The sequence below is a fragment of the Streptomyces sp. HNM0574 genome (assembly GCF_012726235.1).
Lineage (GTDB): Bacteria > Actinomycetota > Actinomycetes > Streptomycetales > Streptomycetaceae > Streptomyces.
Genome location: NZ_JAASAH010000001.1, coordinates 738366 through 757844, shown reverse-complemented (window position 1 = coordinate 757844; position 19479 = coordinate 738366). Strand labels below are relative to the sequence as shown.

At 74.1% G+C, this 19479-nt stretch carries 21 protein-coding genes; 8 read left to right on the top strand and 13 right to left on the bottom strand.

Features of this window, described 5'->3' with window-relative positions; translation table 11 throughout:
- Positions 1-51: 51 nt before the first annotated feature.
- Together HCC30_RS03170 and HCC30_RS03165 are read right to left on the bottom strand one after the other, a co-directional pair.
- Positions 52-1245 (bottom strand): argininosuccinate synthase, encoded by a 1194-nt coding sequence (locus HCC30_RS03170; RefSeq protein ID WP_169440387.1) that lies wholly within the window; start codon positions 1243-1245, stop codon positions 52-54.
- 93 nt (positions 1246-1338) lie between these two features.
- The gene (locus HCC30_RS03165; RefSeq protein WP_169440386.1) at positions 1339-1716 is read right to left on the bottom strand and encodes a DUF488 family protein; all 378 of its coding nucleotides are present in this window, start codon (positions 1714-1716) and stop codon (positions 1339-1341) included.
- A 124-nt stretch (positions 1717-1840) separates the two neighbouring features.
- On the opposite strand from HCC30_RS03165, the gene HCC30_RS03160 reads away from it, so the two are divergent.
- Positions 1841-2836 (top strand): bile acid:sodium symporter family protein, encoded by a 996-nt coding sequence (locus tag HCC30_RS03160; RefSeq protein ID WP_169440385.1) that lies wholly within the window; start codon positions 1841-1843, stop codon positions 2834-2836.
- A 470-nt stretch (positions 2837-3306) separates the two neighbouring features.
- On the opposite strand, the gene HCC30_RS03155 is transcribed toward HCC30_RS03160, so the two are convergent.
- From HCC30_RS03155 to argC, 5 genes are all read right to left on the bottom strand, one after another.
- Entirely contained in the window at positions 3307-3873 is a 567-nt protein-coding gene (locus tag HCC30_RS03155) for an arginine repressor (protein ID WP_169440384.1), read from the bottom strand.
- Between the two features lie 66 nt (positions 3874-3939).
- Entirely contained in the window at positions 3940-5175 is a 1236-nt protein-coding gene (locus tag HCC30_RS03150; RefSeq protein WP_169440383.1) for an acetylornithine transaminase, read from the bottom strand.
- Positions 5172-6113: an acetylglutamate kinase gene (gene argB / locus HCC30_RS03145; protein WP_169440382.1), complete on the bottom strand. Its 942-nt coding sequence runs from the start codon at positions 6111-6113 to the stop codon at positions 5172-5174. The genes HCC30_RS03150 and argB overlap by 4 nt, the downstream gene beginning before the upstream one ends.
- Entirely contained in the window at positions 6110-7264 is a 1155-nt protein-coding gene (argJ, locus tag HCC30_RS03140) for a bifunctional glutamate N-acetyltransferase/amino-acid acetyltransferase ArgJ (RefSeq protein WP_169440381.1), read from the bottom strand. Before argJ ends, argB begins: the two co-directional genes overlap by 4 nt.
- Entirely contained in the window at positions 7261-8289 is a 1029-nt protein-coding gene (argC, locus tag HCC30_RS03135; protein ID WP_169440380.1) for an N-acetyl-gamma-glutamyl-phosphate reductase, read from the bottom strand. Before argC ends, argJ begins: the two co-directional genes overlap by 4 nt.
- 162 nt (positions 8290-8451) lie before the next feature.
- Here argC and HCC30_RS03130 point away from each other — a divergent pair, with 162 nt between their 5' ends.
- Positions 8452-9057, top strand: coding sequence for a dihydrofolate reductase family protein (locus HCC30_RS03130; protein WP_169440379.1), 606 nt, complete (start codon positions 8452-8454; stop codon positions 9055-9057).
- A 21-nt stretch (positions 9058-9078) separates the two neighbouring features.
- Entirely contained in the window at positions 9079-9819 is a 741-nt protein-coding gene (locus HCC30_RS03125; RefSeq protein ID WP_169440378.1) for a VOC family protein, read from the top strand.
- A gap of 7 nt (positions 9820-9826) precedes the next feature.
- Here the strand turns inward: HCC30_RS03125 and HCC30_RS03120 are convergent, their stop codons facing one another.
- Both HCC30_RS03120 and HCC30_RS03115 read right to left on the bottom strand, forming a co-directional pair.
- Entirely contained in the window at positions 9827-10219 is a 393-nt protein-coding gene (locus HCC30_RS03120) for a DUF4345 domain-containing protein (protein ID WP_169440377.1), read from the bottom strand.
- Between the two features lie 241 nt (positions 10220-10460).
- Positions 10461-11369 carry an alpha/beta hydrolase gene (locus tag HCC30_RS03115; RefSeq protein WP_169440376.1) on the bottom strand — a complete coding sequence of 303 codons (909 nt, stop codon included), beginning with the start codon at positions 11367-11369 and terminating at the stop codon, positions 10461-10463.
- A gap of 107 nt (positions 11370-11476) precedes the next feature.
- Here HCC30_RS03115 and HCC30_RS03110 point away from each other — a divergent pair, with 107 nt between their 5' ends.
- Entirely contained in the window at positions 11477-12178 is a 702-nt protein-coding gene (locus HCC30_RS03110) for a TetR/AcrR family transcriptional regulator (protein WP_169440375.1), read from the top strand.
- Between the two features lie 73 nt (positions 12179-12251).
- A complete protein-coding gene (locus tag HCC30_RS03105; RefSeq protein WP_169440374.1) occupies positions 12252-12557 on the top strand; it encodes a DUF1905 domain-containing protein in 306 nt (101 codons plus the stop codon).
- Here HCC30_RS03105 and HCC30_RS03100 read toward each other — a convergent pair.
- From HCC30_RS03100 to HCC30_RS03090, 3 genes are all read right to left on the bottom strand, one after another.
- On the bottom strand, positions 12550-13311 hold the full coding sequence (locus HCC30_RS03100) for a GIDE domain-containing protein (RefSeq protein WP_169440373.1): 762 nt from the start codon (positions 13309-13311) through the stop codon (positions 12550-12552). The two genes, HCC30_RS03105 and HCC30_RS03100, sit on opposite strands and share 8 nt — an antisense overlap.
- A gap of 126 nt (positions 13312-13437) precedes the next feature.
- Positions 13438-14004, bottom strand: a complete 567-nt coding sequence (locus tag HCC30_RS03095) for a histidine phosphatase family protein (RefSeq protein WP_206323232.1) — start codon at positions 14002-14004, stop codon at positions 13438-13440.
- Between the two features lie 94 nt (positions 14005-14098).
- Positions 14099-15565, bottom strand: coding sequence for a PLP-dependent aminotransferase family protein (locus HCC30_RS03090; RefSeq protein WP_169440372.1), 1467 nt, complete (start codon positions 15563-15565; stop codon positions 14099-14101).
- On the opposite strand from HCC30_RS03090, the gene HCC30_RS03085 reads away from it, so the two are divergent.
- Positions 15564-16526, top strand: coding sequence for a DMT family transporter (locus HCC30_RS03085; protein WP_169440371.1), 963 nt, complete (start codon positions 15564-15566; stop codon positions 16524-16526). The two genes, HCC30_RS03090 and HCC30_RS03085, sit on opposite strands and share 2 nt — an antisense overlap.
- A gap of 76 nt (positions 16527-16602) precedes the next feature.
- A complete protein-coding gene (locus tag HCC30_RS03080) occupies positions 16603-16809 on the top strand; it encodes a DUF1918 domain-containing protein (RefSeq protein WP_169440370.1) in 207 nt (68 codons plus the stop codon).
- A gap of 76 nt (positions 16810-16885) precedes the next feature.
- Here HCC30_RS03080 and HCC30_RS03075 read toward each other — a convergent pair whose 3' ends face one another.
- Positions 16886-18244: a family 10 glycosylhydrolase gene (locus tag HCC30_RS03075; protein ID WP_169440369.1), complete on the bottom strand. Its 1359-nt coding sequence runs from the start codon at positions 18242-18244 to the stop codon at positions 16886-16888.
- Between the two features lie 340 nt (positions 18245-18584).
- Between HCC30_RS03075 and HCC30_RS03070 the strand changes: the two genes are divergently transcribed.
- Positions 18585-19454, top strand: coding sequence for a 3-hydroxybutyryl-CoA dehydrogenase (locus HCC30_RS03070; RefSeq protein ID WP_169440368.1), 870 nt, complete (start codon positions 18585-18587; stop codon positions 19452-19454).
- Positions 19455-19479 lie beyond the last annotated feature (25 nt).

The following is a 19479-nucleotide window of genomic DNA, read 5'->3' as shown; positions in this document are numbered from 1 at the left end:
CCCGGCGCTGTGGCCGGGGCGGCGCGGTGGGAAGACGGTAGCGTCCGGCGGTTACGCCTGGTCGCGCTTCGCCGCGATCTTGCTGGACATCCCGAAGATCTCGATGAAGCCCTTGGACATCGACTGGTCGAACGTGTCGCCGGTGTCGTACGTCGCGAGGTTGAAGTCGTAGAGCGACTGGTCCGACTTGCGGCCGGTGACGACGGCGCGGCCGCCGTGCATGGTCATCCGGATGTCGCCGGAGACGGGCTGGTTGGCCTCCTCGATGAAGCCGTCCAGGGCGCGCTTGAGCGGGGAGAACCACAGGCCGTCGTAGACGAGTTCGGTCCACCGCTGCTCGACCTGCCGCTTGTAGCGGGCGAGTTCACGCTCGACGGTGACCGCCTCCAGCTCGCGGTGCGCCTCGATGAGCGCGATGCCGCCCGGCGACTCGTACACCTCGCGGGACTTGATGCCCACGAGCCGGTCCTCGACCATGTCGATCCGGCCGATGCCCTGGGCGCCGGCGCGCTCGTTGAGCTCCTGGATCGCCTGGAGGACGGTGACCTTCTTGCCGTCGATCGCGACCGGCACGCCCTTCTCGAAGGTGAGGACGACCTCGTCCGCCTCCCGCGGCGTGGCCGGGTTCTGGGTGTACTCGTAGACGTCCTCGATCGGGGCGTTCCAGATGTCCTCCAGGAAGCCCGTCTCGACGGCGCGGCCGAAGACGTTCTGGTCGATGCTGTACGGCGACTTCTTGGTCGTCGCGATGGGCAGGCCCTTCTCCTCGCAGAAGGCGATGGCCTTGTCCCGGGTCATGGCGTAGTCCCGGACGGGCGCGATGCACTTCAGGTCGGGGGCGAGGGAGGAGATGCCCGCCTCGAACCGCACCTGGTCGTTGCCCTTGCCGGTGCAGCCGTGCGCGACGGTGCCCGCGTCGTGCTTGCGGGCGGCGGCCACGAGGTGCTTGACGATCGTGGGCCGGGAGAGCGCGGAGACCAGCGGGTACCGGTCCATGTAGAGCGCGTTGGCCTTGACGGCCGGGAGGCAGTACTCCTCGGCGAACTCGTCCTTGGCGTCCGCGACCTCGGCCTCGACGGCACCGCAGTCGAGCGCGCGCTGGCGGATGACGTCCAGGTCCTCGCCGCCCTGGCCGACATCGACGGCGACGGCGACGACCTCGGCACCGGTCTCCTCGGCGATCCAGCCGATACAGACGGAGGTGTCCAGGCCGCCGGAGTAGGCGAGTACGACGCGCTCGGTCACGGGATTCTCCTTACGGTGCAAACGCTGATGGGTATAAGTATGCACTGCACCGTATGTTTCGTCAAAGCCCCAGGTCAGGACGGGGGCCAGGGCTCACCCCAGGCCCCGCAGCTCCTCCGCCAGCACCGTCGTGTGGGCGTGCTCCAGGTCCTTGGTGGCCGTCAGCAGCGTCAGCGGACGGCCCTTCTCCGCGTGCTCCCGCAGCCCGCGCAGCGCCTCCCGGCCGTCCTCCCCCGACAGCTCGGCGCGGTAACGCTCGGCGAACTCCCGGTAGCGGTCCGGGTCGTGGCCGTACCACTTGCGCAGTTCGGGCGAGGGCGCCACCTCCTTGTCCCAGGCGTCCAGCCGCGCGTCCTCCTTGGCCAGACCGCGCGGCCAGAGCCGGTCGACGAGCACCCGCACCCCGTCGTCCGCCGGCTCCGCCGTCTCGTACACCCGCTTCACCCGCACCCGCAGCTTCTTCTCCGCCATGCCCCCCAGGGTGCGCGCCCGCGCGCGGGCGCGCAGGCGGACGGGACGATCTCCCGGCCGGGGCCGCGTGCCGGATCGTGAGACGGTCTTGCGCCGGCCGGACAGACGGGCGTTCGATCGCGCGGTGCGATCCGAAACCGAACAGACCGAACCCCAGGGGCCCGAGGGCGGGAACGCCGGGACCGCCTCCGCCGAGACGCGGGGCGCGCGCCGCGCCGTGACCGTCTTCCCCGTCCTCGTCCTGCTGGCCGGAGCCGCGGGGCTGCTCACGCCCGGCACCTTCACCGGCTGGTCCGAGGCCGTGCCGTACCTGCTCGGCGTGGTCATGTTCTGCATGGGCCTGACGATGACCCCGCCCGACTTCAAGGGCGTGCTCCAGCGCCCCGGCGCCGTCGCGCTGGGCCTCGCCGCGCAGTACCTGATCATGCCGGGCCTGGGCTGGCTGATCGCCCAACTGCTCGGGCTGTCACCGCAGTTGGCGGCCGGACTGATCCTCGTCGGCTGCGCGCCCGGCGGCACCGCCTCGAACGTGGTCACCTATCTGGCACGCGGCGACGTCGCGCTCTCGGTGTCCGTCACCAGCCTGTCGACGGTCGTCTCGCCCTTCGTCACCCCCGCGCTGACGCTGCTCCTCGCGGGCCAGTTCCTGCCCGTGGACGCGGGCTCGATGGTCGGGGACATCCTCAAGACGGTGCTGCTGCCCGTCCTGGCCGGACTCGTCCTGCGGCTCACCGCCGGGCGGTTCATCGGGCGGGTGCTCGGTGCGCTGCCGTGGCTGTCGGTGGTGGCGATCGGGGCCATCGTGGCGATCGTCGTCGCGGGCAGCGCGGCGGCCATCAAGAGCGCGGCCGCCCTCGTCTTCCTCGCCGTCGTCCTGCACAACGGGCTCGGCCTGGCGCTGGGCTACACGGCCGGACGGCTGGCGCGGCTCGGCGAACCGGCCAGCCGGGCGCTGACGTTCGAGGTCGGACTCCAGAACTCCGGGCTCGCGGCGACGCTTGCCGCCGCCCACTTCAGCCCGCTCGCCGCGCTGCCGGCCGCGGTCTTCTCCGTCTGGCACAACATCTCCGGCGCCCTCGCCGCGGCCTGGCTCGCCCACCGCGACCGCCACGCCCCGTGAGGGGCGCGGGGAACGGCGCCTCTTGGGGACGCGGGGAACGGCGCCTCTTGGGGACGCGGGGAACTGCGCCTCTTGGGGGCGCGGGGAACTGCGCGAACGGCCACGGCGTACGGGGTGGCCCGGTGACGGCAGTTGAGCACCCCGCGCGTGGGTGACCGCGCTGCGCTTGCCAGCCCTACGCCTACGGCGCAGTTCTCCCAAGCGGGGCGGGCCCGCGAAAAAGGGGCGCGGGGAACTGCGCAAACCCCAGCCACGACGGCGGGGCGGACCGGCGACGGCAGCAAGCACCCCCGCGCCGGGGTGACCGCGCCGCGCTTGCCAGCCCTACGCCTAGGCGCAAACCTCCCAAGCGGGGTGACCCCGCGAAAGGGGCGCGGGGAACTGCGCAAACCCCAGCCACGACGGCGGGGCGGACCGGCGACGGCAGCAAGCACCCCCGCGCCGGGGCCGGCCCGTGACGGCAAGACCCCCTACCGCGCCCGCTGGGCCAGCGTGAGCAAGTGGTCGGCGAGGGCCTGCCCCCCGTCGGGCGCGCGGCTGATGAGCAGCAGCGTGTCGTCCCCCGCAATCGTGCCGATGATCTCGTGCACGCCCGCCTGGTCGATGGCCGAGGCCAGGAACTGCGCCGCCCCCGGCGGCGTCCGCAGCACCACCAGGTTCGCCGACGCCTCGGCCGAGATGAGGAGTTCACCCGCGAGCCGCGCCATCCGCGCCTCGCTGGCGGACTCGCCGAGCGGCGCCTTCGGCGTCCGGTCGCCGCCCTCGCCCGGCACCGCGTAGATCAGCTCACCACCGGTGTTGCGGATCTTCACGGCGCCGAGCTCGTCGAGGTCGCGCGAGAGCGTGGCCTGGGTGACGCTGAGCCCGTCGTCGGCCAGGAGCTTGGCGAGCTGGCTCTGGGAGCGCACCGGGTCCCGGTTGAGGATGTCGACGATGCGCCGGTGCCGGGCGGTGCGCGTCTGCGGCACCGCCTGGCCCGGCTGGTCGCCGCCCGGCACCTGCCCCGGACCCGGTCGCTGTCCCTGGTCCTCGCTCATCGTCCCCGTACCCTCTCTCGGTTCGCCCTCGGGCGTCTTCGGCTGTTCGTCATGTGCGGCCGGTGGTCACGCTTCCGTGCGCGCGGCCTCGGCCGCGGCGTCCAGGACGCCGGGCAGGGCCGCGACGAGCGCGTCCGCCTCCTCCTCGCTGATGATCAGCGGCGGGGCGAGCCGGACGACGTCCGGTGCCACCGCGTTGACCAGGAACCCCGCTTCCTGGGCCGCCTGCTGCACCTGCGGTGCGACGGATTCGGTGAGAACGATACCGAGCAGCAGCCCGACCCCGCGCATCTGTCCGACCAGGGGGTGCTGAAGGCCGAGCACGCCGTCCCGCAGCCGGGCCCCGGTCCGCTTGACGTCCGCGAGGAGCCCCTCGTCCTGGATGGTGTCGAGGACGGCCAGTCCGGCGGCGCAGGCGACGGGGTTGCCGCCGAAGGTGGTGCCGTGCGATCCAGCCCCGAACAGCTGCGCCGCCTCGCCGAAGGCGAGCACCGCGCCCAGCGGCAGCCCGCCGCCCAGGCCCTTGGCCAGGGTGATGACGTCGGGCTCGACGCCCTGCGCCTGGCAGGCGAACCAGTCGCCGGTGCGGCCGATGCCGGTCTGCACCTCGTCGACGACGAGGAGTGTGCCGGTGGCCCGGGTGATCTCGCGGGCCGCCGCGAGGTACCCCTCGGGCGGGACGACGACGCCCTTCTCGCCCTGCACCGGCTCGACGATGACCAGCGCGGTCTCCTCGGTGACGGCCGCGCGCAGCGCGTCCGCGTCGCCGAACGGGACGTGCGTGACGTCGCCGGGCAGCGGCAGGAACGGCTCCTGCTTCGCGGGCTGGCCGGTCAGCGCGAGCGCGCCCATGGTGCGGCCGTGGAAGCCGCCCTGCGTGGCGACCATGTGCCGGCGGCCGGTGAGCCGTCCGAGCTTGAACGCTGCCTCGGTGGCCTCGGCCCCGGAGTTGGTGAACAGCACCCGCCCCGGCCGGCCGGCGAGCCCGAGCAGCCGCTCGGCGAGCGCGACGGGCTGCTCCGCGACGAAGAGGTTGGACACGTGGCCCAGCGTCGCGATCTGTTCGGAGACGGCCCGGACCACGGCGGGGTGCGCGGTGCCGAGCGCGTTGACGGCGATGCCGCCGAGGAAGTCGGTGTACGCCTTGCCCTGCGCGTCCCAGAAGGTGGCGCCCTCGCCGTGGGTGAGGGGGACGCGCGGGGTGCCGTAGTTGTCCATCAGCGCGTCCTGCCAGCGCCGGGTCAGCTCGGCGTTGGCGGTGCCGGACGGTTCGTCGCTCGCAGTGCCGCTCGTGCCGGTCATGATGCGGATGTCTCCTTCTCCTCGGCCCCGTCGGGGACGACCATCGTTCCGATGCCCTCGTCGGTGAAGATCTCCAGCAGGATCGAGTGCTGCACCCGGCCGTCGAGCACCCGCGCGGTGCGCACACCGTTGCGCACCGCGTGCAGGCAGCCCCGCATCTTCGGGACCATCCCGCTGGCCAGCGAGGGCAGCAGCCGCTCCAGTTCGGAGGTGGTGAGCCGGCTGATGACCTCGTCGCTGTGCGGCCAGTCCGCGTACAGGCCCTCGACGTCGGTGAGCACCATCAGCGTCTCGGCGCCGAGTCCGGCCGCGAGGGCCGCGGCGGCCGTGTCCGCGTTGACGTTGTAGATGTGGTCGTCGTCGGCGCTGCGGGCGATGGAGGAGACGACGGGGATGCGGCCGTCGTCCAGCAGGGCCTCTATCGCGCCGGTGTCGATGGACGCGATGTCGCCGACCCGGCCCAGGTCCACGCGCTCGCCCGCGATCTCGGCGAAGTGCTTGGTGGCGGTCATGATGTGCGCGTCCTCGCCGGTCATGCCGACGGCGAGCGGGCCGTGCTGGTTGAGCAGGTTGACCAGCTCGCGCTGCACCTGCCCGGCGAGCACCATCCGTACGACGTCCATGGTCTCGGGCGTGGTGACCCGCAGGCCCGCCTTGAACTCCGACTCCAGCCCCAGCCGCTCCAGTTGGCTGCTGATCTGCGGGCCGCCGCCGTGCACCACGACGGGCCGCAGCCCGGCGTGCCGGAGGAAGACGACGTCCTGCGCGAAGGCGGCCTTCAGCTGCTCGTCGACCATGGCGTTGCCGCCGAACTTGATGACGACGGTCTTTCCGTGGTGCCGGGTCAGCCAGGGCAGGGCCTCGATGAGCGTCTGGGCCTTGGGCAGCGCGGTGTTCTTCCGCGGTGCCGCTCCGGCCCGTGCGTCGGCGGCGCTCATGAGCTGTACGCGCTGTTCTCGTGGACGTAGTCGGCGGTGAGGTCGTTCGTCCAGATGACCGCCGACTCGGAACCCGCGGCGAGGTCGGCGGTGATCCGTACCTCGCGGAAGCGCATGTCGACGCCGGAGCGGTCCTCGCCGACGGAGCCGTTTTTGCAGACCCAGACGCCGTTGATGGCGACGTTCAGCTGATCCGGCTCGAAGGCGGCCGAGGTGGTGCCGATCGCGGACAGCACCCGGCCCCAGTTCGGGTCTTCGCCGTGCACCGCGCACTTGAGCAGGTTGTTCCTGGCGATGCTGCGGCCGACCAGGACGGCGTCGTCCTCGCTGGCCGCGCCGACGACCTCGATCCGGATGTCCTTCGAGGCGCCCTCCGCGTCCCGGATGAGCTGCTGCCCCAGGTCGTCGCAGACGGCCCGTACGGCCTCGGCGAACTCGGCCTCGTCCGGCTCCACTTGGGACGCACCCGAGGAGAGGAGCAGCACCGTGTCGTTGGTGGACATGCAGCCGTCGGAGTCGACCCGGTCGAAGGTGGTGCGGGTCGCGGAGCGCAGGACGGTGTCCAGCGTGTCCGCGTCGGCTTCGGCGTCCGTGGTCAGGACGACGAGCATCGTGGCCAGGCCGGGCGCGAGCATGCCGGCGCCCTTGGCCATGCCGCCGACCGTCCAGCCCGCCGGGCTCTCCACGACGGAGGTCTTGTGCACCGTGTCGGTGGTCTTGATGGCGAGGGCCGCCTTCTCGCCGCCGTGCGCGGAGAGTTCACCGGCGGCGCGGTCGACGCCCGGCAGCAGCTTGTCCATCGGCAGCCGCTCGCCGATCAGCCCGGTGGACGCGACGGCGACCTCGGCCGCGCTCAGCCCGAGCGCCCCGGCCGTCCGCTCCGCCGTGGCGTGCGTGTCCTGGAAGCCGAGCGGGCCCGTACAGGCGTTGGCGCCACCGGAGTTGAGGACGACGGCGCCGACGCTGCCGCCCTTGAGCACCTGCTCGGACCAGACCACCGGCGCGGCCTTGACGCGGTTCGCGGTGAAGACCCCGGCCGCCGCGGTGCCCGGCCCCTGGTTGACGACGAGCGCCAGGTCGAGGCCGCCGCTGTCCTTGATCCCGGCGGCGACTCCGGCCGCGGTGAAACCCTTCGCGGCTGTCACGCTCATGGTGCGACTCCGATCGCGGAAAGGCCCTGCTCCTCCGGGAGCCCCAGGGCGATGTTCATGCTCTGCACCGCGCCGCCGGCGGTGCCCTTGGTCAGGTTGTCGATGGCGGCGACGACGACGATCCGGCCCGCCGCCGCGTCGTGCGCGACCTGGACGTGCGCCGCGTTCGCGCCCTGCACTGAGGCCGTTGCGGGCCACTGCCCCTCGGGCAGCAGCGAGACGAACGGCTCGTCCCCGTACGCCTTCGCGTACGCGGCGCGCAGCCCCTCGGCGGTGACGCCGGGCGCGGCCTTCGCGCTGCACGTGGCGAGGATGCCGCGGGACATGGGCGCCAGGGTCGGCGTGAAGGAGACGGTGACGGGCTCACCGGCGGCGGCCGAGAGGGTCTGCGCCATCTCCGGGGTGTGCCGGTGGACGCCGCCGACGCCGTACGGGCTCATCGAGCCCATGACCTCGCTGCCCAGCAGGTGCGGCTTGAGTGCCTTGCCCGCGCCGGAGGTCCCGGTGGCGGCCACGATCACGGCCTCCGGCTCGGCCAGCCCCGCCGCGTACGCGGGCGTCAGCGCGAGCGCGACGGACGTGGGGTAGCAGCCGGGGACGGCGATCCGCCGCGCACCGCGCAACGCCTCGCGGGCGCCGGGCAGTTCGGGCAGGCCGTACGGCCAGGAGCCCGCGTAGGGGGTGTCGTAGAACTTCTCCCAGGCGGCCTCGTCGGTGAGCCGGAAGTCGGCGCCGCAGTCGACGACGAGGACGCCGTCCCCCAGCTCCTCGGCGACCGCGGCCGACTGACCGTGCGGGAGGGCGAGGAAGACGACGTCGTGCCCGGCCAGCACCTCGGTGGTGGTCGGCTCCAGCACCCGGTCGGCGAGCGGGAGCAGCTGCGGCTGGAGTGCCCCCAGGCGCTGCCCGGCGTTGGAGTTCGCCGTGAGCGCGCCGATCTCCACCCCCGGGTGCCCGGCCAGCAGACGCAGCAGTTCACCCCCCGCGTAGCCGCTCGCTCCCGCCACTGCTGCTCGCACTGCCATCGGACCCTCCAAAGTCGATGGCATGACTATACGCAGCACCACAGTTTTATGCAATCACGAACGGGTGACGGCCGGGACTCCGGTGACCGGGCGCTCCGAAGCCGATGAGTATGTGGCGCGCGGCCGGTCCAAGCTGGTGACACCCGAGGAAGGGGCACCGCCATGCCGGAACTTCTCGTCGACTTCATCACCTCCCTCGACGGCTGCGCGTCGGGTGAGGGATGGCCCGGATTCTGGGGCCTCGAAGGCCCGGAGTACCTCGCCTGGCTGGGCGAACAGCCCGAGGCCACCTACCTGATGGGAGCGAACGCCTACCGCCTGATGTCGGGCTTCGCCGCGGGCGAGGTCCCGACCGCCCAGGACGAGCTCAGACCCGAGGAAGAAGCGTCTGTCGACGGGCTCACGCAAGCGTCCAAGGTGGTGTTCTCCTCCTCGCTCCAGGAGCCGCTGACGTGGGCCAACTCCACGCTCGTCCGCGAGGACGCCGTCGAGGCGGTCCGCGCCATGAAGCCGGGCGGCCCGGGGCTCCTCAGTACGATCGGCAGCCTCGCCCTGTGCCGGTCCCTGCTGCGAGCCGGACTCGTGGACCGCTTCCGGGTCGTGATGTTCCCGGTGATCACCGGAGCCACGGGCGCAGAGCGCATCTACGACGGCTATCCGGACGTCGCTCTCGAAATGACCGAGCACCGCACCTTCGACGGCAGCATCCAACTGGTCGAGTACAAGCCCCGCGTGCTGGAGCACCCGCCGCTCGGCGCCCCTGCGTGACGTCGCCCCTAGGATCACCGCATGCCGCTGCGCCCCGTCCAGGTGAACATCAAGGCCCTCGATCCCCCGGCCGTCGGGCGGTTCTGGGCGGAGGCGCTCGGGTGGACGGCGTACAGCCCGGGCGTGACCACGTACGTGGGGCCCGCCGGTGGGCCCGTCTGGCCGGACCCGGTGGAGATCTGCGTCGACGTCGTGCCCGTGCCGGAGGCCAAACCGGCGGCGAAGAACCGGACGCATCTGGACCTCGCCACCACCTCGGCGGCGCACCAGGCGGAGCTGGTCGCGCGGCTGACCGAGCACGGCGCGCGGCGCGTGGACGTGGGTCAGGGCGAGGTGCCGTGGACGGTGCTGGCCGATCCGGAGGGCAACGAGTTCTGCGTGCTGGAGCCGCGGGAGGTCTACCGGGACACCGGGCCGCTCGCGGCGATCGTCGTCGACTGCGCGGACCCGCGGGCCATGGCCCGGTTCTGGGGCGAGGCGATGGGCTGGACCGCGCACGAGGTGACGGACGGACTCGCGGTGCTGCGCTCGGCACGGGGCACCGGCCCGTACCTCGAATTCCTCCGCACCCCCGCCGCGGGGAACACCCCCGACCGGCTCCACCTCGATCTGCTGCCGCACCCCGGCGACGACCAGGCGGCGGAGGTGTCCCGGCTGCGGGACCTCGGCGCCACCCCCGTCGACCTGGGGCAGGGTGACGTCCCGTGGGTCTGCCTGGCCGACCCGGAGGGGCACGAGTTCTGCGTCCTCGGGACGCACTGACGGGTCGTCAGGCCGCGTCGGCCTTCTCGTCGGCGTCGGCCAGCCAGAAGAGCAGCGGGGACAGCACCACCTCAAGCACCGTCAGCGCGATCTGGAACCCGTGCGGCCAGCCGTGCACGGCGAGCGAGAGCAGGCGGCCCAGCGCCCCGAGCGCGAACACCCCGGCCAGCCAGCGCACCGCGCTCGCCGGGACCGGCTTCTGCCGGGCCGCCCAGAGCCAGGCGAGGCCGTAACCGGCGAAGGCCGCACCGAGGAACCGGCCCAGGCTGTCGACGGTCGGACCCGCCGAACTCTCCCCCGGAATCGCCAGGTTGCCCAGCAGGACGTGGACGAGGCCGATCGCCACGCAGGCATACCCCATCGTCGGGACGAGCACCCTGAGCATCTTCACCCTGACCATGCCGGCTCCCTCGCCAGTGGACACGTGTGCCTCAGGCTCCGCCGCTGTCGGACACGTGTCAAACCCCATGCGCCGTGCCGGCCGCGAACCGGGTACCGGCGGGCGACCCGCTCGTCCGGACCGTTGCCGCCGGCCAACTCGGCACCGTGCGCGAGCGGTTGCTCGGCGCGCTCCCGCATCGGCCCCCGGCTGGACGAGGACCCGGCACCGGCCGCGGAGCTGACGGGCCCCGCGTCGCCGGTCAGGCCGCCGACGTGTCGGCGGTGCGGCGCAGTTCGGCCGCGATGCGGTGCCACGCCTCCTCCGGCAGCTCGTGGCCGGTACGCGGGAGGAGGGCCAGCCGGGCGCCGGGGACACGGGCCGCGAGGGCGCGGGCCGCGGACGGCCGGACCAGCGGATCGTCCTCGCCGTGCAGGACGAGCGTGGGGACGGCGATGCGCTCCATGCCCGGGCCGTGCCACTGGGCGCCGATCTGGCGGCTCTGCGTCTGCCCGTTCCGGAGGCCGCCGTCGGCGTTGAGGGCCGCCGTCCGCCGGGCCGCCGCCTCGTCGAACGGCCGGGCCGGCGAGGCCAGCAGGCGGGCGACGGCGACGCCCGCCTCGACGTCGCCCTCCGGGGTGTCCGGGAAGCGGAGCCGCGCGAAGCGGGCCAGCGTCGCCGGGCGCAGGAAGCGGAGGCTGCGCAGCCCCGCGACGTCGCCGGGGACCGCGGCCATCGAGGTCAGGCTGCGGACCCGGCCCGGGTGCCGGAGCGCGACGCGCTGGGCGACCGCGCCGCCCAGCGACACCCCGAACAGGTGCGCCGACTCCCAGCCGAGCGCGTCCAGCACGGCGATCGCGTCGTCGGCCACGTCCTCGGCGGTGTACGCCTCGCCGCGCCCGCGGAGCAGCGCCGAGAGCGGGGAGCGGCGGGAGACGGACGGCAGGTGCGTCGACTCGCCGCCGTCGCGCTGGTCGTACCGCGCGACGGCGAAACCGTGCGCGGCGAGCTCCCGGCACAGCCCGTCGGGGAACCAGCGGCGGCTCGCGCCCAGCCCCGTGACGAGCAACAGCGGCTCCCCGTCGGCACCTTGGAGCAGCCGGTCGTACGCCAGCCGCACCACGCCGCTCCGCGCCCGGCCGAGGGGACCCCACGGCGACGACTGCTCCATCACAGACCCCTTCCGCACCTCACCGAGAAAACCGCGATCGCTGTTCTCGGTTTCGGCTTTTACGATAGGCCTCCTCGAACGGAAACGGAAGGCAGGGGCCGCACCGCATGGACGAGGAGCAGGGGGAAGCGCCGACCGTCTGGGGGCGCCCCGAACGCGGCGCGCGCGGCCCGGCGCCCGGGTACAGCCGGGCCGAACTCACCGCCGCCGCCGTCCGGATCGCCGACGCCCACGGGCTCGCGGCCGTCTCCATGCGCCGGGTCGCGGGCGAGCTCGGCACCGGGCCCGCCTCCGTCTACCGGTACGTCTCCGGCCGGGACGACCTCGTCGACCTGATGACGGACGCGGTGACCGGCGAGATCGACCTCCGCGTCCCGCTCACCGGGGACCCGGTGGAGGACCTGACCGCGCTGGCCCGCCGCGCCAAGGAGGTCCACCTGCGCCACCCCTGGCTGGCCGACGTCCCGCCGGAGCGGCTGCGGATCGGGCCGCGCGGGCTCGACTACCTCGACCACGCGCTCGGCGCGATGGCCCGCGTCCCGCTGCCGGGCCGGACCAAGACCGAGATCGTCGCCCTGGTCAGCACCCTCGTCACCCAGTTCGCGCGCACCGAAGCGCACAGCCGACGCACCCCGACCGCGCGCGCCGCCGCGCAGGCCGCCTGGCTCACCTCCGCGGCGGCCGACGGCCGGCACCCGCACGCCCACGCGGCCCTGAGCGACCGGCCGCCGGAGCACCCGGGGGAGCCGGACCCGTTCACCGGCATGCTGCGCCGGATGCTCACCGGACTGCTGACCCCGGCCTCCTGACGCGGCCCCGCTGAGTTCCGGCGCCCCGGGCGGTCACCACGTATGCAGTCAGTCATCCGTGGAGGAGGCCGCCATGTCCGCGCAGACGCACAGCGAGGCACTGGACGCGGAGTTCACCGCGACGCTGCGGAAGAGCCCGGCGCGAGGAGGGTGGACGTATCTGGTCTGGCCCGAGTCCGCGGCGTTCTTCCGCACCCGGGGGCTGGTACGGATCCGGGGCGCCATCGACGGCCACCCGTTCCACGGCTCCTTCATGGCCCTGGGCGACGGCACGCACAAGCTGCCCGTGAAGGCCGACGTGCGGAAGGCCATCGGCAAGGAGGAGGGCGACACCGTCACCGTGCACCTGGACGAACGGCTGGAGCGGCGCCTCAGGTGAGCCCGGTCAGCAGCGCCGCGCCCGCGAGGGCCGCGGTGGCGGCGGTGAGGGCGAAGCCGTAGGCCCTGCGGCGGCCGGCGCGCAGCAGCTGGTCCTTCGGGCGTACCGACAGCACGAAGGTGCCGCCGCCCGCCGGGGCGCCGATCTCCAACAGGCCGTCCCCGCCGGTGACTTCGCCCTCGGCGCAGACGCCGTGGACGAAGAGCGGCGCGCCGGGGCGGACGATCCACTCCTCCCGCCGGTGGCCGAGCGTCCGCTCGCGGCGGGCCCCCGGGCGCGGGGCCGAGGGCTCCTCGGCGGGGTGCGGCTCGAAGCGGTCGAGGACCTTCTCCGCGCCCGTGACCCGGTGCTCCCCCGGGCGGACGAGCACGCTCCCGGTGGCGTCCCCGGCCCGGAAGGGGGCCGTGCTGGACTCCTCCGCGAGGGTCTCGTACCGGGTGCGGCGCTTCCGGTTGCCGTCGCTGTCGCGGTAGGTCTGCTCGTACCGGCGGGTGACCCGCTGCCGGTACCAGACGGCGTCCAGGCCGGTGAGCGGGGACGTCAACTCCCCGTCCCCGTACGGCCACGCCCGGCCCGCGATCTGGCAGGGCTGCACGGATTCCGCCCGCAGCTCACCCACGGGGACGACGGCGCACCGTTGGAGCGCCCGCGCCCGTAACCAGGACCGCACCGCCACCGCCCCGCAGACCACCGCGACGACCAGCGCGGCGAACCCGAGCAGCACCCCCGTCAGCACAGCGGCGTCCGCCCACATCGCTCCGGCACCTCCCCCGACTCGCATCCCGTGTCCGGCGCGGAGCGCACGGACGTGCGAGGCAGCATCTCATCCGGGGGCGGTGACGGCGGGGCCAACTTCCCTACTCCGGCCTCCCGTTCGGGATCAGCCCGCGAGGGCGAGGCTCCAGGTCCCGGCCGCGCCGTGCAGGGTGACGGCGGCGAGCGGCTGCGGGTCGACGTGCCAGTAGGCGTGCGGCGGCGCCTTGAGCACGTAGCAGAGCGCGGCCCGCAGGACCGCCGGCTCGGTGACGGCGACGGCCCAGCCGCCGTCCGGCGGGCGGGTGTCGAGCCAGGCGCCGACGCGCCGGATGAAGGCGAGCAGCGACTCGCCGCCGTGCGGCGCCGCGCGCGGCTCGGTGAGCCAGGCGTCGACGGCGCGGGGGTCGTGCCGGGTGACCTCGGGGAGGGTCCGGCCGCGCCACCGTCCCATGTCGCAGTCCCGCAGGGCCGGTTGGGCGAGCGGGGCCAGCCCGAGCAGCTCGCCGGTCTCCCGGCAGCGGGCCGACGGGGAGCAGTAGCGCAGCTCGGCGGCGGCGAGGGCGGTGAACGCGGGCGCCCTGCGCAGGACGGCGGACCGGCCCTCGTGGTCGAGCGGCCGGTCGTCCCCGAAGCGGGTGTCGAGCACCGAGGAGCTGCGTGCGGAGGCGAGCAGCGTGAGTCGGAGGCGCATTCGGTGAGCGTATGGTGAAGACGCGCTGTTGTTCGACAGTCCGTCAGAAGTTCCTGTGAACTCCCGGCGGGACCAAGGGAGTTCGTACGCCGGGTCAGGAACTCCCGTCGCCCGCCCGGCCGAGGACGTCCTCGCAGGCGAGGCCCAGCCGCCGGACGCCCTCGGTGATGTCGGACTCGGCGGCGGCCGGCGCGAAGGTGAGCCGCAGGTGCGGGGCCGCCGACTCGGCGGCGAAGTACGGGCGTCCCGGCGCGACGGCGACCCCCGCGCGCAGGGCGGCCGCGGTGAGCACGCCCTCGTCGGTGCCCTCGGGCAGCCGCAGCCACAGGTGGTAGCCGCCGCGCGGGGCGTGCGGGAGGGGCAGCGTGTCCAGCCGGGAGGCGAGGGCGGCGAGCGTCACCTCGCGGCGCTGCCGCAACTGCCCGGCCACCGTGCGCAGATGGCGCTGCCAGGCGGGAGCGCCGACGAGTTCGAGCGCGGCCTCCTGGAGCGGCCTGGGCACGAAGAAGCTGTCGACGACCTGGATCGCACGCAGCCGCTCCAGCGCGGGCCCGCGCGCCGCGAGGGCGCCGACCCGCAGGCTCGGCGAGGTGATCTTCGTGAGCGAGCGCAGGTGCACGACCACGCCGTCGGGGTCCTCGGCGCGCAGCGTCGGCGGCAGCGGACCCGCGTCCTCGTGCCCGAGGTGCCGGGCGAAGTCGTCCTCCACCACGAAGGCACCGGCCTCGCGCGCGGCCCGCAGCACCTCGGCCCGGCGGGAGGCGGCGAGCACCGCACCCGTCGGGTTCTGGAACAGCGGCTGGCAGACGAACACCCGCGCCCCGCTGGCCCGGAACGCCTGCGCGAGGAGCTCGGTGCGCACCCCCTCGGTGTCGACGGGTACGGGCACCGGCCGCAGCCCCGAGGCGCGCGCCGCGGCCAGGACGCCGGGGTAGGTCGGCGACTCGACGAGCACCGCGGCCCCCGGCGGGGCCAGCCCGCGCAGCGCGGCCGTGAGGGCGCTCTGACCGCCCGCGGTGATCAGGATCTCGGACGGGGAGACCGCGCCCGAGGCGCCGCCGATGTCCCGCGCGAACCAGCTGCGCAGCTCCTCGACCCCTTCGAGCGGCGGCCGTCCCCAGGCGCCCGGGCGGCGCCCGGCGCGGGCGAGCGCGGCGGACAGGGCCCGCTCGGGCTGGAGCCCGGGCGGCAGATAGCCGCCGTTGAGCTCGATGACGCCGGGCGGCGGCGCCTGGAGCGTGGCGAAGACGCCCCCGGCGTCCACGCTGCGCGGGACCGGGTCGCCGGAGGGGTCGGCGCTGAGGGTGATCTCCTGCCAGGAGGTGTCCCCGGCGGCGGGCCCGCCGCCGCGCGGCTCGGCCCGGAAGGCGCCGGAGCCGGGGCGGGTGACGACGAGGCCCTCGGCGGCGAGCGCGGCGAGGGCGCGGGAGACGGTGACGGGGCTGACGCGGTGCGCCTCCACCAGCGCCCGGCTCGACGGAAGCTTCTCCCCCGGCGAGTAGCGGTCCAGGTCCTTCCGCAGGGAGCTCACCAGACCGGCCACACTGCTACTGTGATGCATGACAACTCAGGATAGCGCTATCGCGCCGGAACGAATAGCAGTTCCCGGAACCTCGGAGGGACCGCCGGGCCGCACGGACGGGACGCCCGGCGCCGCCCCGAGCGTCCGGCGCGGGCTGCTGCTCGCCGCCGTCGGCGTCTGCTGCTTCTCCCTCACCTTCCCCGGCACCGTGTGGGCCCTGGAGGGCTTCGGCCCGTGGAGCTCGACGGCGCTCCGCACGGTCATCGCCGCCGCGATCGCGGGCGTGGCGATGCTGATCCTCCGCGTCCCGGTACCGGAGCGGCGGCACTGGGGCGGCATCGCCGTCGCCGCGACCGGCGTCGTCCTCGGCTTCCCGCTGCTGACGACGCTCGCGCTCCAGACGTCCACCACCTCCCACTCGGCGGTCGTCGTCGGCCTGCTGCCGCTGACCACCGCCGTCTACTCCTGCCTGCGCACCGGCGCCCGGCCGTCCCGGCTGTTCTGGGCAGCGGCGGTGGCCGGTGCCGTGGTCGTCATCGGGTTCACGCTCGTGCAGAGCGGCGGCGTCCCCACCACCGGTGACCTCTACCTGCTCGTCGCGCTGCTGGTCTGCGCCGCCGGGTACGCGGAGGGCGGGCGGCTGGCCCGCGAACTCCCCGGTATCCAGATCATCGGCTGGGCCCTGCTCGGCTGCCTGCCGCTGGCCGTGCCCGGTGCCGCGCTCGCCCTCTGGCTGGAGGGCGGCGCCGAGCTCACCCCGCACTCCGTCGCCGGGCTGCTGTGGGTCGCGGCCGGGAGCCAGCTCGCCGGACTGCTGTGCTGGTACCGCGGGATGGGCATCGCGGGCGTCGCGCGGGCCAGCCAGACGCAGCTGGCGCAGCCGCTGCTGACGCTCGTGTGGTCGGTGCTGCTGCTCGGCGAGCAGCTCGCGCCCGCGGCGCCGGTGGCGGCCGTCGCCGTCCTGGTCTGCATCGTCGTCGTCCAGCGCTCCCGGGCCTGAACGCGCGGCAGGCCCGCGGGCGGGGTGGCGCCGTAGGCTTGAGAGAAGGCACGGCACCGCACAGGAGGGCAGTCCCATGCGAGCTAGCGCGGGCGACCGTCTCCAGACGCACGGACGCGTCGTGGGCGAGCACGACAGGAACGCGGAAATCGTCGAGGTCCTGGGCGCGAACGGCGAACCGCCGTACCGGGTCCGCTTCGAGGACGGCCACGAGACCGTCATGTCCCCCGGCCCCGACTCCGTGGTCAGGGACAAGGACACCAACGAGCCGCACCAGGGCTGACCCTCAGCCCGGCCGGCACCCCCAGCACCGACGAGGCGGCCCCGCACACCGCGGGGCCGCCTCGTCGTCCGTCCGGCTACCGCCCGGCCGGTGCGGAACGCCGCTCGTAGTGGTCCCGGACGACGCGGGCCATCGCCCCGGCGCGGTCCTCGGCGACCTCCTTCGCGGAGAAGAAGACGTGCCCGCGCACCTCGCGCAGGTCCCGGCAGTGGGTGAGGTGCCGGGAGAGCTCGGCCGGGTCCTGCCAGGGCGCGGGCTGCGCCCGGTCCCCCGCCTTGTACAGCCCCTCGCCGATGTGCAGCCGGGCCCGCGTACCGCGCACCGTCCGCGACCACCAGCGGGTCAGCTCGGCGTAGTCGGCGGCGGGGAAGCCCAGGTGCCAGTACAGCTGCGGGGTGACGTAGTCCAGCCAGCCCTCGCGGACCCACTTGCGGCTGTCCGCGTAGAGGTCGTCGTACGTCTGCACCCCCGCGCGGGTGGCCGAGCCCGCCGGGTCGGTCTCCTCGTTCCGCCACACCCCGAACGGGCTGACGCCGAAGCGCACCCACGGCTTCGCGCGGTGCACCCGGGCCGACATCTCGCGGACCAGGGTGTCGATGTTGTGCCGTCGCCAGGACGCCAAGTCCGGGAAGTCTCCCCGGTGTTCGCGGTACGCGGCGCCGTCGTCGAAGACCTCGCCGAGCACCGGGTACGGGTAGAAGTAGTCGTCCCAGTGGACCCCCGCGACGTCGTAACGCTCGACGGCGTGCAGCATCGCGTCCTGCACGAACCGGCGGACCTCGGGCAGCCCCGGGTTGTAGTAGAGCTGCCCGCCGTAGCGCACCGCCCACTCCGGATGCTCACGCGCCGGATGCCCGGCCACGAGCCGCCCCGGGTCGTCGTGCAGCGCGATCCGGTACGGGTTGAACCACGCCTCCACCTCCAGCTTCCGGCGCCTGGCCTCACGGACGACGAAGTCCAGCGGGTCCCAGCCCGGGTCCCGGCCCTGCTCGCCCGTGAGCCACTCCGACCACGGCTCGTGCGGGGACGGCCAGAGCGCGTCCGCCGTCGGACGGGCCTGGAAGAAGACGGTGTTGAGGCGCCGGTCGGCCGCCGCGTCCAGGGACGCGGTCAGCTCCCGCCGCTGCGCGTCCGGGCTCAGCCCCGCCTCGCTGGGCCAGTCCCGGTTGTCGACCGTGGCCAGCCACATGCCGCGCATCTCGTGCGCGTCCCCGCCCGGCCAGCGCCCGAGCACCGGGCCTGGGCCCGCCGCGCGCACGGGCGCGGTCCGCGCGGCCGCCGCCGTGTCCCCCGCCGCCAGCGATCCGGCCAGGGCACCGGCCGCCGCGACGGCGAAGCCCCGGCGGCTCAGCCCGCCGGTGTCGTGCCGGGTGCCGCCCTCGTCCTCGTCGCCGGGGCCGTCCTGCCGGGTGCCGCCGTGTGTGGTGCGCCGCATCTCGCCTCTGCCTCCCGTCTGCGGTGGGCCGACCGCGGCTCACCGCGAGCCTGTGGTCCCGTGGGCCGTGGTGCGGTGGGGCGCCGGGAATGTGCGGAGCGCTCCGCCGATCGTCGGGGCGGGCGCCGCAGCCGCACAAGATGCCCCGCGGGCCTCAGCCTGCCGGGCCCGCGCGCCGTTTCGGCGTATTGACACCGAAATGATCAGACCCCCGGAACGAGCGCTGTCCCACCCGGCCCGCACGGGGCGCACCCGCACAGGTAACGTCGGGCGCCGAAGCGGTACGGCCAGGCTGACTGCCCGTGCCGCCGGTGACCGGAAGATCAGCGAAAGGCACGATGTGACGGACTCCAAGGCCGACGTAGAGCGCGTCGGAGTCGTGGGCTGCGGCCAGATGGGCGCGGGAATCGCCGAGGTGTGCGCGCGGGCGGGGCTCGACGTCATGGTCGCCGAGACCACGGGCGAAGCTCTGGAGCTGGGCCGTACCCGGCTGGTGAACTCCCTGGGCAAGGCCGCCGAGCGCGGCAAGCTCACCGAGGAGGAGCGGGACGCGACGCTGGACCGGCTGTCGTTCACCACCGACCTGGGCGACTTCGCCGACCGTGACCTCGTCATCGAGGCGGTCATCGAGAACGAGCAGGTGAAGACGGAGATCTTCCAGGTGCTCGACCAGGTGGTGACCCGGCCGGACGCGATCCTCGCCTCGAACACCTCCTCCATCCCGCTGGTCAAGCTGGCCGTCGCGACCTCCCGTCCGGACCAGGTCATCGGCATCCACTTCTTCAACCCGGCCCCGGTGCAGAACCTCGTCGAGCTCATCCCGGCGCTCACCACCGGCGAGGAGACGATCAAGCGCGCCGAGGCGGCCGTCGGCCAGATCCTGGGCAAGCACACGATCCGCGCCCAGGACCGTTCCGGCTTCGTGGTCAACGCGCTGCTGATCCCGTACCTGCTCTCCGCGATCCGGATGTTCGAGTCGGGCATCGCCAGCCGCGAGGACATCGACAACGGCATGGAGATGGGCTGCGCCCACCCCATGGGCCCGCTGAAGCTGGCCGACCTCATCGGCCTCGACACCGTCGCCTCGGTCGCCGACTCGATGTACGCCGAGTTCAAGGAGCCGCTGTACGCCGCTCCCCCGCTGCTGCAGCGGATGGTCGACGCCGGCCGGATCGGCCGGAAGGCGGGCGCGGGCTTCTACGCCTACTGAGCCTCCCGCCCCGCCGCCGGGCCCG

Excerpts from the sequence above, each read along its gene's own strand:
- HCC30_RS03080 (WP_169440370.1), top strand. The coding sequence starts at position 16,603 with ATGCGAGCTAGCGCGGGCGACCGTCTCCAGACGCACGGACGCGTCGTG.
- HCC30_RS03130 (WP_169440379.1), top strand. The coding sequence starts at position 8,452 with ATGCCGGAACTTCTCGTCGACTTCATCACCTCCCTCGACGGCTGCGCG.
- HCC30_RS03085 (WP_169440371.1), top strand. The coding sequence starts at position 15,564 with ATGACAACTCAGGATAGCGCTATCGCGCCGGAACGAATAGCAGTTCCC.
- HCC30_RS03090 (WP_169440372.1), bottom strand. The coding sequence starts at position 15,565 with ATGCATCACAGTAGCAGTGTGGCCGGTCTGGTGAGCTCCCTGCGGAAG.
- HCC30_RS03110 (WP_169440375.1), top strand. The coding sequence starts at position 11,477 with ATGGACGAGGAGCAGGGGGAAGCGCCGACCGTCTGGGGGCGCCCCGAA.
- HCC30_RS03115 (WP_169440376.1), bottom strand. The coding sequence starts at position 11,369 with ATGGAGCAGTCGTCGCCGTGGGGTCCCCTCGGCCGGGCGCGGAGCGGC.
- argJ (WP_169440381.1), bottom strand. The coding sequence starts at position 7,264 with ATGAGCGTGACAGCCGCGAAGGGTTTCACCGCGGCCGGAGTCGCCGCC.
- argB (WP_169440382.1), bottom strand. The coding sequence starts at position 6,113 with ATGAGCGCCGCCGACGCACGGGCCGGAGCGGCACCGCGGAAGAACACC.
- HCC30_RS03125 (WP_169440378.1), top strand. The coding sequence starts at position 9,079 with ATGCCGCTGCGCCCCGTCCAGGTGAACATCAAGGCCCTCGATCCCCCG.
- HCC30_RS03075 (WP_169440369.1), bottom strand. The coding sequence starts at position 18,244 with ATGCGGCGCACCACACACGGCGGCACCCGGCAGGACGGCCCCGGCGAC.
- HCC30_RS03150 (WP_169440383.1), bottom strand. The coding sequence starts at position 5,175 with ATGACCGGCACGAGCGGCACTGCGAGCGACGAACCGTCCGGCACCGCC.
- HCC30_RS03105 (WP_169440374.1), top strand. The coding sequence starts at position 12,252 with ATGTCCGCGCAGACGCACAGCGAGGCACTGGACGCGGAGTTCACCGCG.
- argC (WP_169440380.1), bottom strand. The coding sequence starts at position 8,289 with ATGGCAGTGCGAGCAGCAGTGGCGGGAGCGAGCGGCTACGCGGGGGGT.
- HCC30_RS03165 (WP_169440386.1), bottom strand. The coding sequence starts at position 1,716 with ATGGCGGAGAAGAAGCTGCGGGTGCGGGTGAAGCGGGTGTACGAGACG.
- HCC30_RS03095 (WP_206323232.1), bottom strand. The coding sequence starts at position 14,004 with ATGCGCCTCCGACTCACGCTGCTCGCCTCCGCACGCAGCTCCTCGGTG.
- HCC30_RS03120 (WP_169440377.1), bottom strand. The coding sequence starts at position 10,219 with ATGGTCAGGGTGAAGATGCTCAGGGTGCTCGTCCCGACGATGGGGTAT.
- HCC30_RS03100 (WP_169440373.1), bottom strand. The coding sequence starts at position 13,311 with ATGTGGGCGGACGCCGCTGTGCTGACGGGGGTGCTGCTCGGGTTCGCC.
- HCC30_RS03155 (WP_169440384.1), bottom strand. The coding sequence starts at position 3,873 with ATGAGCGAGGACCAGGGACAGCGACCGGGTCCGGGGCAGGTGCCGGGC.